Origin of the sequence: Actinoplanes sp. NPDC049265 (assembly GCF_043197135.1) — a bacterium.
Lineage (GTDB): Bacteria > Actinomycetota > Actinomycetes > Mycobacteriales > Micromonosporaceae > Actinoplanes.
The window spans coordinates 302,170-316,760 of sequence record NZ_JBICSP010000013.1; the positions used below are offsets into that span (position 1 = coordinate 302,170).

The 14,591-nt window shown below is 73.0% G+C and carries 8 protein-coding genes; 6 read left to right on the forward strand and 2 right to left on the reverse strand.

The genetic code is table 11. The annotated features are described in order from the left end of the window. Positions 1-51: 51 nt before the first annotated feature. From ACGFIO_RS29125 to ACGFIO_RS29150, 6 genes are read left to right on the forward strand one after another with little or no spacing between them, the layout of a single operon-like run. Positions 52-729 carry a DUF6338 family protein gene (locus ACGFIO_RS29125; protein ID WP_392830482.1) on the forward strand — a complete coding sequence of 226 codons (678 nt, stop codon included), beginning with the start codon at positions 52-54 and terminating at the stop codon, positions 727-729. Continuing rightward, entirely contained in the window at positions 726-1,724 is a 999-nt protein-coding gene (locus ACGFIO_RS29130) for a hypothetical protein (RefSeq protein WP_392830484.1), read from the forward strand. Before ACGFIO_RS29125 ends, ACGFIO_RS29130 begins: the two co-directional genes overlap by 4 nt. Then, complete coding sequence (locus ACGFIO_RS29135) at positions 1,714-4,692, forward strand: hypothetical protein (RefSeq protein WP_392830486.1); 2,979 nt, start codon at positions 1,714-1,716, stop codon at positions 4,690-4,692. The genes ACGFIO_RS29130 and ACGFIO_RS29135 overlap by 11 nt, the downstream gene beginning before the upstream one ends. Beyond that, on the forward strand, positions 4,689-6,953 hold the full coding sequence (locus ACGFIO_RS29140; RefSeq protein ID WP_392830488.1) for a Clp protease N-terminal domain-containing protein: 2,265 nt from the start codon (positions 4,689-4,691) through the stop codon (positions 6,951-6,953). The genes ACGFIO_RS29135 and ACGFIO_RS29140 overlap by 4 nt, the downstream gene beginning before the upstream one ends. Next, a complete protein-coding gene (locus ACGFIO_RS29145) occupies positions 6,950-8,437 on the forward strand; it encodes a hypothetical protein (protein ID WP_392830489.1) in 1,488 nt (495 codons plus the stop codon). Before ACGFIO_RS29140 ends, ACGFIO_RS29145 begins: the two co-directional genes overlap by 4 nt. Positions 8,438-8,459: 22 nt before the next feature. Then, positions 8,460-9,635: an MFS transporter gene (locus ACGFIO_RS29150; RefSeq protein WP_392830491.1), complete on the forward strand. Its 1,176-nt coding sequence runs from the start codon at positions 8,460-8,462 to the stop codon at positions 9,633-9,635. Positions 9,636-9,847: 212 nt separating this feature from the next. On the opposite strand, the gene ACGFIO_RS29155 is transcribed toward ACGFIO_RS29150, so the two are convergent. Further along, a complete protein-coding gene (locus ACGFIO_RS29155) occupies positions 9,848-12,886 on the reverse strand; it encodes a M14 family zinc carboxypeptidase (protein WP_392830494.1) in 3,039 nt (1,012 codons plus the stop codon). A gap of 37 nt (positions 12,887-12,923) precedes the next feature. Continuing rightward, on the reverse strand, positions 12,924-14,591 hold a 1,668-nt coding region (locus ACGFIO_RS29160; protein ID WP_392830497.1), incomplete at its 5' end, for a M36 family metallopeptidase.

Consider the following 14,591-nt stretch of genomic DNA (forward strand, 5'->3'; position numbering starts at 1 on the left):
GAGACCGAACCTACTGTGCGTGACATCGGGAATCGATGATCTGGAGAGCGCATGCCAACAACGGTCGTCGGTCTGTTCCTCACCGTCGTCTTCGCTCTTCCCGGCTATGTGTACCACAGGCTCGTGCTGCGCCAGCGGCCCGAACGAGTGGACACCGCCGTGCAGGAACTGCTGTCCATCGTGTTCGTCGGCGTGATCATCGATCTCGTCGCGGCCGCTGTGCTGGGAGTGGTGACCGCCGTGGCCGCGCCCCGCACGCCGGACCTGTCCCGGTTCCTGCTCGAACCGGCCAAGTACAGCGCCGCGCACCTGGCCCTGGTCAGCTGGTGGCTGCTCGCCTTCGTCGCCCTGGCCATCGCCATCGCCGTGCTGTCCGGCCTGGAGCCGGGGGCGCGATGGCTCCCGGAGCGCTGGCAGCGGCGGCGCCACGACCGTGCGCGCCGCGTCCGCGACCAGCAGTCGGCCTGGTGGCTGCTGTTCCACGAGCATCCCGAGTCGTCCATCCACGTCGGGTGCTCGCTCGACGACGGCACCTACGTCGCCGGACGGTTGCACAGTTACAGCAAGGCCCCGGTGGAGAACGGGGACCGTGAGCTGACGCTGAGCGGAGAGATCACGTACCGGGCGCCGGACGACCCGGAGGCCGCGATCCTCCCCGCGGTCAACGCCGTGACGGTCAGTGCCCGGCGCCTCGTCCTGCTCACGGTCACCTATGTGGAGCCTTCGTGACCGCGGTCGTGCCCGAGTCGTGGGGCGCGTACGAGGTCAACCACGTCCTGTCGGGAGCGCTCGCCGAGGCCCGCGGCCGTGCGGCGCTCCGGAACGAGCCCGCGCCCCGGCTCTCCGACATCGCCGTTGCCGTCCTGTCCATGCCGGACAGCCTGGCCGGCGCGGCGCTGACCGCCGTCGGCCTCCCGCCGCGGGAACTGCTCGACGAGTGGCCCGCGTCCGAGCCGGCCGGCGCGGAGCAGGCCGACGAACGGATCAGGACCCTGCTCGCCCGCGCCGACCAGCAACGCCGCCGGACCAGGGACGACGTCATCGGTTCAGTTCACGTGACGGCGGCGCTGGCGGATTCCGACGATCCCGGGCTCGCGCCCCTTCGCGCCCGGAACATAGATCTCGACCTTCTGCGTACGGGCGCCGCCCGGGTCACCGCGACCCCGTCCCGCGAGGACCGGGCGTTCGCGCCGCTGCCGGCCCCACCAGCGTTCCTGGCCCCGGAAACGCCCGAGCTCGCCGACCTGCGGACCCGGACCAGGCGCAGCCGTTCGGCCGCGGCCAAACAGCTGCTGGACACCCGGATGCCGGCCGGGCCGGACGCGACGTCGACCCCGTACGGCATGGCACGGGCGCGGCGCTGGGCCCGGAGCCACGTCGTCCATCAGGCGTCGGTGCTCGTCACGGCGATGATCGCGCTGCGCTTCGGCCTCGACTGGTGGCTCTTCCTGCTGGTGGTTCCTGCGTTCGGCACGCCGATGAACCTGCGGACCGAGATCTGGCTGGCCTTCAACGCGGCCGCGCTGATCCTGTGCCCCGTGCCGGTCGCGGTAGCGGTCGGTGTGACGGCCGCGGCCGGAGCGATCAGCGCCGGGTACGAGCTCGCGATGAAACGCGTCGACCTCGGCCGGCCCGGGACGACGCTGGGTGACATCCGCCGCGCGACCCGCCGCACCGGTGAGGCCATGCTGTGGCGCAAGCTCGGGGCCGACGATGACGAATGACCGCCGGACGGGTCTTCCGGACGCCGGAACCGACCCGGCCCGGTGGCTGCGGCGGTACGCCGCCCGCGGCCTCGAGCTCGACGACCTGTTCACCTACGTCGACGTGGTGGTCGCCGCGCGCATGATCGGATTCCGGGCCGCGGTGGGGATCCTGTTCGAGGCGCTGGGCGCCCGCGGCGCGATCCGGGCCGCGGGCACCCGACGGCACGCGTTCGGCTGGTTCGCGGCCGACCTGGTACGGCCGACGCTCGGCGACCTCGCGGCACCGTTGCTGTACCGCGTCGCGACGGTGCTGGCCATCGTGGCCGGCCTGCTCGTGCTGCTGCGGCCGCCCGACCTCCGTACCGTCCTGCAGCTGACGATCCTCGCCGCCGGGCTGCTCCTGGCCGGTCGGCGGGACCGGCCGTCGATCCTTCTCGTCGTCCTCGCGGTGGCCGGCGCGATCGCGGCCGGCCCGGGCGGCTGGTGGTACTGCCTGCTGACGGTGCCGCTGGCGTGGCTCCTGTTCACCTACCGCGGTCTGGCCGATCTGCTGCGCGGACCGTGGTGGGACCGGGGTCCGGTGCTCGGCGTGGTCCCGCTGCCGGTCCGGATCCGGCTGCTGCTCACCGGAGGGTCGACCCGGCTGGCCGACGCCATCGACCTGGCCGGTTCGGCCCGGGCCGGGGTGGCGGCGCCGTTCGTCGCCCGCTGCGACGACCTGCCGGCCGGCGTGCAGCCGATGGTGGAGATCGGCCGGGCCCTGATCGCCTTCGACCGCGGCGACATCGAGGACGCGCTGGCCCGAGCCGCCCGGGCCACCGCGCGCGAGCGGCCGATGCCGGACACGGTCCGCGGCTGGTGTCTCGCCGAACTCGCCGGCCTGCTGGCCGCGACCGGCAACCCGGAGGCCGGCCGGTGGCGGCGGGAGGCGATCGAACTGCTGACCCCGCGCTCGTGCCGTCGCTATTCGCGCAGGCTGCGGCTGGCCGAGGCGCAGCAGTACGTCGTGGCCGCCCCGTTCGAGGACGCGATCCGCGTGGTGCACCACCACCGGCTGCTCGCGGTCCGGCGCCGCCAGTTCGATCTGCTGCAGCTCACCGAAATGTGGCTGGCCCGGATGATGATCGCGCACGGCCTGGTCGAGGAGGCCGCCGTCACCCTGGAACAGCTGGTCGGCGGCGAAGACGGCCGGACCGCGCTGTTCAGCCTCCGCGACGAGACCGCGAGCGACCTGTTGCTGCGGGCCAGCGTGCAGCTGGACCGCCTGGACCGGGCCAAGGCCGACCCGCGCCGCGACGTCGTCACCGCGATGGCGATGCTCGACGCCGGCGCCCGGCCGCTCGCCGCCACGACCGGCCGTCTGTTGCTGGCCAAGCTCGACGACGCGGCCGGCGAACGCGCGTCGGCCCTGGCCCAGGCCGGCTCGGCCCTGGCCGCCGCGCAGCACGGACGGTACATGCTGCCGTCGGCGGCCTGGCGTGACTCGTGGAGCCGCACCCAGCTCGACGCGCATGCCACGACGTTGTCGCTGGCCGCCGCGGGCGAGGACAGCGCCCTGGTCGCGGAGATCATCGAGCTGACCCGCGGTGAGGTGCTGCCGGCGGTCAGCGACGCGCGTGCCTTGTCGGCGCTCGCCGCCCTGGACGCCACCGCCGACGAGGTCGAGCACGTCGCCGGGCCGGAGGTCGCCGAGGTCGCCGGGACCGTCGCCGTGGTCGCGGCGTTGCAAGGGCTCAGCCCGGTACGCCAGCCGCCGCGCGTCCGCATCGGCTCCGGGCTGCGGCTGCCCGCCCTGGACCCGGACATCACCGAGATCGCCCTGGACCGCGAGCTCGACGCCATCGGACCCCGGACCTGGTATTGGAGCGCCGCCACGGTCCTCGACGACTGCTACTGGGCCGTGCGCGACCCGGCCGGTCGGTGGAGCCACGGTCGCATCCCACTCTCGGCCGGCACCGCAGCCGCGTCCGCGTACAAGAGCCTGCTCGACGCCCTGCCCTTCGCACTGCCCGGCGAGGACGCCGCACAGGTGCGCGCCCGGGTGGTGGCCGGCGCACTGGGCCGCACCGCCGGGCCACGGGCGGAGTTCACGCTGCTCGCCCGGGTCGCCGCCGCCTTCCTGCCGCCGCCGCTGGCCGAGGGACTACGGCGTACGACAGCTCCCGCGACGCTCGTCGTCTCGCTGCCGACCGCCCTCGGACACCTGCCCGTGGCCGGACTGCCGCTCGGCCCGGACAGCGACGTTCGCGTCGTCGAACGCGCGGCGGTCGTGCACATGCCGTCCTGGGGTGTCGTGCACGCGGCCGGCAGATCGCATCCCGGCCCGGCGCCGGACGTCTGGCCGGCCCGGCTGGCCATCGTGTCCCCGCACGGCGACGACGATCTGCGGGTGCTCGAACAACCGGCGGGCGTGGACCGGATCGTCCGCGGTCCGCTGACCAAGCAGGAGTGCCGCGACCTGTTGTACGCCCTGAACGGCGATCGCGCATGGTTGCTGACCCTGATCGGTCACGTCGACACGGTGCCCGGCAACGCCGCCGCCGGCGGGCTGCGCCTGTCCGCCGCCGAGCCGGGCCGGCCGGACCGGCTGACCATGAACGATCTGGTCGTCCCGGCCGCCGACGGCCGGTCCTTCGACATGCCGGAACGGGTCGTGCTGATCGCCTGCGGCAGCATCGGCATCGGCCCTCCCCCGAGCCTGATCGCCGGGCAGGCCCCGGCCGGCGAGTGGCTCGGCATCGGATCGGCGGTCGTCCTCGCCGGCGCCTCCCACGTGTGCTGCACGCTCTACACCGTCTACGCCGGCGGCGACCTCAAGCGGATGACCGACGCGCTGGTCGCGGGCCTGTCGTCCGGCGGGTCGCCGGTGACCGGACTCCGCCGGGTGCAGCTGGCCGAGCTGGCCCGCTGGCGGGACGGGCAGCGCACGTATCCGATGCTGTGGTTGTCGCTGGCGTACGTCGGAACCGGGTGGGACGCGCCGTGACGAAGCTGATCGGTACCCGCAAGTGGCACATCCGGCTGCCGGCACCCGCACCGCGCCTGCGCTGCGGGCACGACCTGGGCCGGCGGATCCGGGACGCCGAGCGGATGGCCGGCATCGGGCTGGCCGACGCGGCCACCGACGCCTATCTCGCGATCATCGCTGACCATCCGGCCCCGACCCCGTGCGACCGGATCCTCCGGCTGCGAACGGCCGAGGCGGCCCGCTACGCCGGCGACCACACGCTCGCGGCCGAGTTGAGCGCGGCCGCGGCACGCGGAATGCCCCGCGATCCGATCGGCCGGGACGCGGTGATCGCCGTACGGGCCCACGCGACCCGAGCGGCCGCCCGCGCCGCGCTGGGCGATCTCGACGCGGCCGCCGCCGGCCTCCGCCAGGCCCAGCGCATCACCCAGCCCAGCCGGCCGACCGAACGGTACGTGCGATGGATCGCGGCCGAGGTGCGCCTGGCCGGCCGCCGGATCAGGACCCACCACGAGTTCAGCGAGGAGCTCGCCGGCGCCCTGACCGAACAGAAACTGACCGCCCGGCAGTCCTTCGAGCTCGACCGGCTGACCATCGCGCTGGCCCGGCGGCTGGCTGAGAGCGGTGACCAGAACGGCGCCGAGCTGGCGTTCTGGGTGGTGGGTGAGGAGCTGGAACTCGACCCGTCGGCCTCGTGGGCCGAGCAGCCGGACGGCACCGTCGAGGTTCCGGCCAAGCATCAGCAGGCCTGGCGTACGTTCACCCTCGCCCTGGCCGGTGAGGTCGCGGCGATGCTGGCACGCGACGAGGAGCTCTCCGCCGACTACAGCGCGGCGGCCGACATCGCCACCGAGCTGGCCTGGTATCTCGACGAGGACCTGACCGGCGCGCGGATGCTGCTGGACCGGGCACGGTTCGACCTCGGCCACGGCCGGGCCACGCAGGCCGCCGAGCGGATCCGGCGGGCCCGGCGGTTCGCCGACCTCAGCCTGCACGCGTTCACCGACCAGAGGCGGCAGATCGAGTGGGTACGCCTGCGCGAGCAGCTCGCGGCCGCGGCGCACTCCGCTTCGGGCGTCGCGGAACCCCCGGTCACCTCGCCCTGGCCGGTCACCGCCTCGGAACGCGAGCAGGCCGAGGCCGCCCGGGCCCGGGCCGAGGTGCTGTTTGACCGGCTGGCCGTCCTGGACCCGGAGACGTTCGGCCCGGCCCGGGAACGGCTGGCGCCGAACCTCGACGTCGCCGTCACCACCGAACCGGAGCCGGAGCGCGAGCAAGAACCGGAAGCCGCCCAGCCGGCCGTACCGCGCGTCCACCAGCCTGACCCGTCCTGGATGGAACTGCTGACGGCGGCCGCCGGCGACCGCTGCTGGACCCTGCCGCTCGCGCTCGACCGGGCCCGCGAGCTCGGCCACGGCCACGTCGGCCCGGAACATCTGCTGCTCGCGGTCGCGCGCGACGGCGACTGCGCCGAGATCCTCGCCGGTCTCGGCCTGGCCGAACCGGACCTGCGCACGATCGTCGCCTCCTGGTACGACCGCTCCGGAACCACCGCACCGGACCTCGATCCGCATCTGACCGCCCTGGCCGGGCGGGCGGCCACGATCGCCGCCAGGCTCGGCGCCACCCGGGTGTCCGCCGCCCACCTGCTCATGGCCGTGGTCGCCGACGAGCGGAACGCCGGAGCCGCCGTGCTGCGGGCCGCCCGCGCCGACCTGGACGAGCTCCGGGTACGCGTCGACGCCACCCTCGCCGGCCCGGCCCTGCTGCGGCGGGCCGCTCCGCTGTTCACCGCCGGTGTGATCGTCCACCAGCACCGGCTCACCCTGCCGGCCTGGCTGGCCATCGGTCACGCGATCGACCACGCCGCCGCCACGCCCGGCCGTATCCTCGGCGCCGACGATCTGGCCCGCGGCGCCGACGCGTACCCGAGCGGGGTTCTGATCCCGGCGGGAAGCGGAAGTCGCGGCACCGTGCGGATCAGCCACCCGGCTCGCGTGGTGCTCACCGGCGCGCGATCGGCGGCCGACGCGGCCGGCGAGTGGGGCATCGATCTGGAACATCTGCGCCGGGCGCTGCGCGGCGACGATCCGGCCGAGCACGCCGGTGGGCCGAGCACGCGGGCGGCCTGCGAACGGGCGGCGAGGCGAGGCGAGCGTTTCGTCACGCCCGAGGACATCGTCGCGGCCGCGACGCACAGCGGGCATCCCCTGATGCCGGTGCCGGTGCTGACCCCGGCCGCGCGGCGGGCCCACGCGGACGCCCGGAGCCGGTCGTGAAGCGATGCCGGCACGGCGGCGAGACCCTCGAGCGGGCCCGGCGGCGGCGGGCCCGCGGTGACTTCGCGGCCGCGCTCGACGACTACCTCGCCGTCCTGGCCGAGCACGAGCCCGAGACCACCTACTGCCGCCGGCCGATCCTGATGGAGGCCGCGGATCTCGCGTACGCGCTGGGCTGTCCCGAACTGGCCCGGGTCTGCGCGCAGGCCGCCGTCGACGAAGCCGTCCTGGGCCGGGCCGCGACGCCCGCTCTGCTGCTCATGGCCGTGGCCGACGCACGACAGGGCCGGACCGACCGGGCCCGGCGGGAGCTCGACGACGCCGGCGGGCGGGCCCGGTGGAGCCCGTCGCTGCGGCGCCGCGTCCGGCTCACCCAGGCGGTCGTCGGCGCGTACGCCGGCGACGGTGGCCCGGCGTGGCGCAATGGCGGTGGGCCGTTCGCGCGGCTCGCATGGGCCGAGGCGCTGAGCAGCCGGGAGGAGGGCCCGGAGGCCGCCGAACAGTTCCGCCTGGCGCGCGCGGGATTCGAACGGCTCCGGCCGGTACGCCGGTTGCGCCGGCGGGGACGACCGTCCGCGCGCCGGTACGCCGAGGCCCTCACCGAGCTCGGCTGGGCCACCGCGGTGGCCGCTCAGGGCCCCTCCGCACCGGACGCCGCGCTCGCCGCCGCGACGCTCGCGGCCCGGGGAGCGACCGACCGCGCGATGCGGCTGGCGCCCGGTCTTCTGCCTGCGGACCGGCGCAACGCCAGCCTGTGCTGGTATTCCGACGAATCGGTGGTGAAGCGCTGGTGCGACCTGGTCGACGGCGACCCCGGCCGCGGCTGGCTCACACCGGAGGACGTCGCGACACTGGTGCCGCGGCTGATCGACGTGTTCGGTCGGATGCGTGCCACCGACCCCGCCCAGTTCACTCCGGGCGACCGGATCACCGTACGCACCGTGGCCGTGTACGGCGACCGCATGGGCCATCCCCGGCTGGCGCTGGAAGCGTCGCGCGCCGAACTGCGGATCGCTCGCTCCGAGACCGGCACCGACGACGCGCTCGACTGGGCGAGCATGGCCTGGGTGCTCCGCCGGAACGCGATCTGCCGGCGGGACGTCGGCGAGACCTACGGCCGGATCCCCGCGCTGACCGAGGCGGCCGAGCTGTACCGCGCCAACGACACCACCGAGGCCGGCCGCGACACCGTGCGGCGCCTCGGCGACGAGATCGCCGCGATCCACCTGGCCGAGGGCGACTGGGCCAGCGCCACCGCCGCGACCGTGGCGTCGGAGCGCCGGCTCGCGGCCATGTCCGGCCAGGATCCGCTGCCGGCGATCGCCCGCGCCCTCCATGACCTGCACGCCCGGGCCCTGGCTGCCGCACCGCCCGAAGTCGCGGATGACATCGCCCGGGAACACACCGAGGTGCTGCGCGTTCTGGCTGGACGCGATCCGGCCGGATCCGCAACCGTGCTCGAATCGCGCACCCGGCGAGGCTGAGCGCCCGTCTACTGTGCTGCCCATGGACGCCCTGCGCCGTGGCCGGATCGCCACCTCCCTGATCTTCCTGCTGTTCGGCACGGCGCTCGGGGTGTGGACCGCCCGCATCCCGGCGGTCAAGGAGGATCTCGGGCTCAGTGACGGCCGGCTGAGCTTCGCGCTGCTCGCGTTCGCGGCCGGCTGCATCGCCGGGATGGTGCTGATCGGCCGGCTCACCGACCGGTTCGGCAGCGCGCGGGTGCTCGTCCCGGCCGCGGTTCTGGAGGGTGTTCTCCTCGTCCCGCCCGGCGTCAGCCCCGGCCTGGTCACGCTGTGCGTGGCGCTGTTCGCCTTCGGCACCGTCCACGGCACCCTCAACATCGCCATGAACGCCAACGCGGCCGAGATCGAGCGGGCCATGGGGCGGCCGGTCATGTCGTCCTTCCACGCCACCTACAGCATCGGCGGGTTCCTCGGCGCCGTGGTGGGCAGCCTGTTCGCGCGCGCCGGCCTGAGCGCCGGCGTGACCCTGCTCAGCGTCGGTCTGGCGGCGGTGCTGCTGGCCGCGGCGGCGTCCCGCTGGGTGCTGCGGTCCGGGCCGGCGCCGACCGACCCGGCGGCCGGCCCCGACGGCCCGCCGCCGGGCGGTCGCCACCTGCTGCTGGTGTTCTACGGCGTGGTGGTGCTCTGCACGCTGGTCGGCGAGGGCGCGGCCGCCGACTGGAGCGCCGTCTACCTCCGCGACCACCTCGCCACCACGGAAGCCTTCGCGGCGTACGGCTACGCCGCGTTCGCCGTCATGATGACCGTCGGCCGGATCTTCGGTGACTGGTTCGCCCGCCGCCTCGGGGCGGTCGCCGTGGTCTGGACGGGCGGGCTGGTCGCCGCGGCCGGCCTGGGCGCCGGACTCGTGCTGGACCACCGCGTGGCCGGTGTCGCCGGGTTCGGCCTTCTCGGGATCGGGTTGTCCTGCGTGGCCCCGCAGTTCTTCTCGGCCGCCGCCGGAGTCGACCCACGTCGGGCCGGGCAGGCGCTGTCGATCGTGGTGAGCATCGGCTACCTGGGCTTTTTGATCGGGCCGATCGCCATCGGGTCGGCCGCCACCGTGGTCGGGCTGCCCACGGCGCTGTGGATCCCGGTCGTGCTGGCCGCCTTCGTCGCGGCCAGCGCCGGCGCCCTCCGCCCCGGACGCCGAACCTCCAGCTCCGTCGCCCCGTGACGTCCGGGCGGCGGCCCGGACACCGCGGGCGAGGGCCGGGCTCGTCGGCCCTTTCGGCATCCACCCGTAGCGCCCGCCGCGGCGGCCGGCGTGCGGGGGCCGCGAAGGTGATGCGTCGGTGTGCTCAGAGCGCTTTGAGCACACCGACGCATCACCTTCCGCGGCCCGCACGCCGCACACGGCCACACGCCGCCCACGGCCCGCGGCCGGCGTCAGCCCTTGGGCAGCAGGTGGCGCATGGCCCGTGACATCAGCTCGTCCCGGTCGGCCGGTGCCAGCCGCTCGATCCCGAAGCCGAGGTAGAGGGTGTCCGCCGTCGCCGTCGCGGCGCCGAAGTCGTAGGCCTGCCGGCTGCGGGCCCAGTCCTCGCGGTTGGCCGGCGAGCCCGTGGGCGGTCCGGACGGGGTCCAGCCGCCCAGATCGGTCTCGAACGAGGTCCGCGTGACACTGCCCCCGTCGACCTCGACGCCGACATCGTCCAGGAAGCTTCCGAAGCCGCTGGCGTACCGGTCGGACATCGAGGTGATGGACAGCTCGACACGTTTGCCGGCGTAGGCGGACAGGTCGGCGTCGAAGTTCTTCCAGCCGCCGCTGCGGCCGCTGACCGCGTTCCAGGTGCCGGTGGTGCCGGCCGGGCCGCAGTCCGGTCCCCAGTAGTGAGCCAGGAACGGATGCGGGCCGAAGCCGTCGAACTGGCACCCGAAACCAACATCGGTGCTGGTCAGTCCGCCCGTATCGGGGAGTGTGGTCCAGTTGTCGGTGCCCACCTCGTGCGCCTCGACGAACAGGAAGTCGTCGCCGTCGACGTCGCGTGAGAAGGCGAAACGCAGGTGGGCCTGTGCCGCGCCGGTCAGGTCGACCGTCCGGGTGAGGCGCTTGTACGCGGCGGTGAAGACGGTGGCCGGCCCGCTGAACAGATACCAGTCGCCGTCCACCGGGTCGAACCCTCCGGGGGCGTCACGGTGCCAGGTCAGCGGGACGGTGCTGGTGAACTGCGGGAACTGCGCCGCCGGGAGCATCGCCGAGGTGCTGAGGAACGACGCGGTGTGCTGCTGGGCGCCGACGGATGCCGCGTACCCGGCCAGCCCGTCCGAGCGGCCGGTCACCGCCGGACTGCCGCCGTTGTCGTAGTAGGTGCCCGCGCCCAGCCAGTACTGGCGGAAGTCGTCGCTCAGCAGCTGACAGGTCTGATCCTCGAAGAGGTCCTCGCACTCCTTCGGGCCCTCGGGCTGATAGTAGGCGTTGTCCTCGGCGTAACCGGCGTACTGGCCGGTGTAGAGCAGCTTGCCGCCTTCGTTGAGGTAGTCGCGGACGGCGGTCTCGGTGTCGGCCTCGGCGCGGGTGGTGGTGAAGTCGGACTGGCCGGGGTTTCGCGGGACGATGTCGTCGCCGGTTTCCCAGACCACCGCACGGTAGTGGGACAGCACGCCGAGCGCGTCGGGCGCACGGCGGCCGTGCCGGTCCATGTCGTAGACGTCCGCGCTACGGCCGGTGTGCCGCAGCGCGGCCACGATGTCGTCCGCGTACCGGGCCGACGTCGCGCCGTCGGTGCTGGCCGGCTCGATGCCGGTGACGTCTTCCGTGGCCAGGACCAGGACGTCGCCACCGATCCGGTCGGCAACGGTGTAGCTGAACGGCGGGCTCGGCTGGGCGCCGGCGGCGGTGAACCACACGGTGACCTTGTCCTTGGGCCGCTGGCGGGGCACGGTGCCACGCAGTTCGGTGAAGTACTCGTTCACGGTGCCGCCGTACCGCTTCCCGCCGTGCCATTCGCGGACGGCCACCGAGCGCTCCCGGCCGCCGTCGACGACGTAGTGCATCCGGACCTTGCCCAGGGACCGCCTCGCGATGACCGAGACCTGCTGGCTGGAACCGAACGAGTCGGTGAACGTACGCACGGCGAAGTCACTGGTGTGCCCGACCGCCGACACCGGGTGGGCCGGGTCCTTGGCCGAGGCGGCGACCGACATCGCGAACGGCACGTTCTTGGCGTACTCGGCCTGGATGAGGTTCTCGTCGTCCGGGAAGTCGAATTCGGTCCGGCAGTCGTCGGGCTCCCACCCGTCGCGCGGGTCCGAGGCGGCGGCCGTCTGGCAGGTCGACATCTCCGGAGCGAAACCGATGGTGCCGTACCGGGCCTGCGCGTGGGTGTTGGTGTCACCGTTGGTGGTGTACATCTGCGCCGACACCATCGGCTGATACCCGGGTACGCCCGGGTTGGCGCGGTTCCCGGCCAGCGCCATCGCGATCTGGTCGTCGGGGTTGATCGTCGCGACCTGCCAGCCGGTTCCCCACAGCAGCATCTCGGCCGCCGAGTGGTAGTTGACCAGGAATTTGAAGCCGATCCGCCGGAACAGCGCGTCCATCGCCCGCGTCTCCGGTTCGGAGTTCGGGCCGGTCCCGCGGTAGGTGTCGTCGACGGGGTCGTCGGTCGAGCCCTCGTTGTCGTATCCCCACTTCTCGGCGAAGTTGCGGTTCAGGTCGACCCCCTCCCCCGGGGTGAACTCGCCGTCGCCGTTGGTGTCGCGCAGGTTCTTGCGGAGGTAACGCAGCTCGTCATCGGTGAAGGTCATGTCGTAGCCGTCCGGGTTGGCGACCGGCATGAACCACAGCTCGGTGCTGCCCAGCAGCTTCGTGATCGCCGGGTCGGTGCCGTAGCCGTCCAGGAGGTGGTGCATCAGCCGGCGCGTCATCTCCGGGGTGATCCACTCCCGGGCATGCTGCGCTCCGAAGTACAGCACGGCCGGCCGCCGCCCGTCCGGCACCGACTGCGCGCCGACTGTCACCTTGACCGCCTCGATCGGCACCCCGCGCAGGGTACGGCCGACGGTCACCAGCTTGGCCAGCCGCGGATAGCGGGCCGCGGTGGCCGACAGCTCCTCGCGGATGCCGCCGGGCCCACCGTACCGGCGGAACACCGTCGGCGCCTGTCTCTTCAACGCCCGCACCCGTGGCGTGACCGGCTTGACCCGCAACGGCAGACCGGCCGCCATCAGTCTCGCCGCTTGCTCCGGCGCGAGGATCGCCTCGACCGCCAGCCGGCCATCGGCAGCCGGCCGCCGGCTCACCTCGCCGGCGTCGACACCGGCGGCACTCAGTTTCCGCCATTGCGCGAGGTTGAGCGTGGCCACGTAGACCTCGAACCCGTCTCCCGGCGTGGACGCACCTTGAGCTGATGACGAAACCGGAACACTCAAAACAGCTGCGAGCAGTACGACGACTGCGGGCAAGGACCAACGTGACCAGCGCACGGGTCTCCTTCACAACGAAACGGCCGGACGGGTTCGCTCAGTGGGCGGTGCCGTAGACGCCGACCTCGATGGTGTCGACGTAGTAGCAGCCGGCGTAGAGGTCGGGGCAGGTGATGCCTTCTTCGGTGGTTTGGGTGCTGAGCATGGTGTAGCGCAGGTAGTTGATCTGTGTGGTGGTGCCGGGGGTGAGTGGGAGGGGGTTCATTTTGTTGCGGTTGTCGATGTTGAAGTGGCCTTCGGAGGTGGTGGTCCAGGTGTGGCCGTCGGTTGAGGTTTCGAGGCGGTAGTCGCCGGTGGAGGCGCTGGCGTCGTCGCCGCAGTTGCCGGTGGGGTTGATCGCGATTTGGGATATGTCGATCGTGGCTGGTAGTTGCACGGTCAGGTGCCGTGGGTCGATTTTCCCGTCGGTGGTGTAGACGGCGTCGGTGCTCCAGCCGGTGGATTGCCGGCCGTCGAGGGCGGCGTCGGGGCCGCAACCGATGACGGTGTAGTCCTCGCCGTTGGCCTCGGTGATCGTGCTGCCGCCGCTGGTCGCGGCCCAGTCGCGTCGTAGTTGCCAGTCGGTTTTGTTGGTGCCTTGGTGTACGGGTAGGTCCCGGCTGACTGGTTCGTAGCCGGGTGCGGTCGCGGTGACCTCGGGGTAGGTGCCGCCGGGTAGCACGTTGGTGATGGTGTATTTGCCGGTGGTGTCGGTGGTGGCCTGGTAGGAGTCGGCGAACCCGGACGCGTGTCCGGCGAAGGTGACGGTGGCTCCGGCGACGGGCGTGCCGGTGTCGGTGTCGGTGACGGTGCCGGTGATCGAGGTTCGTGACGCGTCACGGCGCGGCGGGGTGGAGAAGTCCTCGATCGGGGTGATGTCGTTGCCGCCGAGGTCGGCGGCGAACCAGCCCATGCCCCGGCCGGCGAAGGTCTTCCAGATTTTGCCCTGGTCGCGGCCGTCTCGCACGACCTTGTCGGCCATCACGATCGAGTTGCGCATGTCCAGGAACGACGGGTTGGCCGGTGACAGTTCCATCGCCCGGGTGATCAGTGACTCGGCCAGCGTGGAACCGACCGCGGCGCGTAGGTCCCACAGGGTCTGTGACCAGATCTCACCGTCGGCGTGGGGTTCCGGGAACCCGATGATCTTCCCGAAGTCGCCGTAGGTGTAGCCGCCGGCCCCGGCGCCCTCGGTGCCGGGGCAGACGTCGGCGGAGGCGCCGACGGTGCAGTCCAGTGGTTGGGTCCGGATCAGGTTCTGCTCGTTGCTGACGTAGCGGCCGACCAGGACCTCGCCGGGCTTGGCGGTGTCGCTCTGGTAGCCGCCGGCGACCAGGTGGTCGAAGGCGTACCAGTCGCTCCAGGCCTCACCCATCGCGTAGCCCTGGATACCGGTCAGGGTCGAGTTGCCGGCGGCGTCGACCACGAGCCGGTTCGACATGCCGTGGGTGTACTCGTGGTAGACCACGTCGGCCTCGTCGCCGGAATTCGCTGCCAGGAACGGGTCCTGCGCCCAGGACGGGTCGGGGAACAGATACATCTGCATCTTGCCGGGCACGCCGTCGGGGGTGGGGGTCATGTTGGCGTTGTCGGCGTGGCCGATGTCGGGGAAACCGTCGGCGGTGTCGGCGCCGTCGTCGGCGTTGACCTCGATCGGGTCGCCGTCGGCGGTCTCGTAGTTACCCGCGGCGGGGGTGAACCCGATCGGGGCGGCTTCGAGGTGGTC

Bases quoted from the DNA above. Each gene is read 5' to 3' on its own strand.
- ACGFIO_RS29125 (WP_392830482.1), top strand. From the start codon at position 52: ATGCCAACAACGGTCGTCGGTCTGTTCCTCACCGTCGTCTTCGCTCTT.
- ACGFIO_RS29135 (WP_392830486.1), top strand. From the start codon at position 1,714: ATGACGAATGACCGCCGGACGGGTCTTCCGGACGCCGGAACCGACCCG.
- ACGFIO_RS29150 (WP_392830491.1), top strand. From the start codon at position 8,460: ATGGACGCCCTGCGCCGTGGCCGGATCGCCACCTCCCTGATCTTCCTG.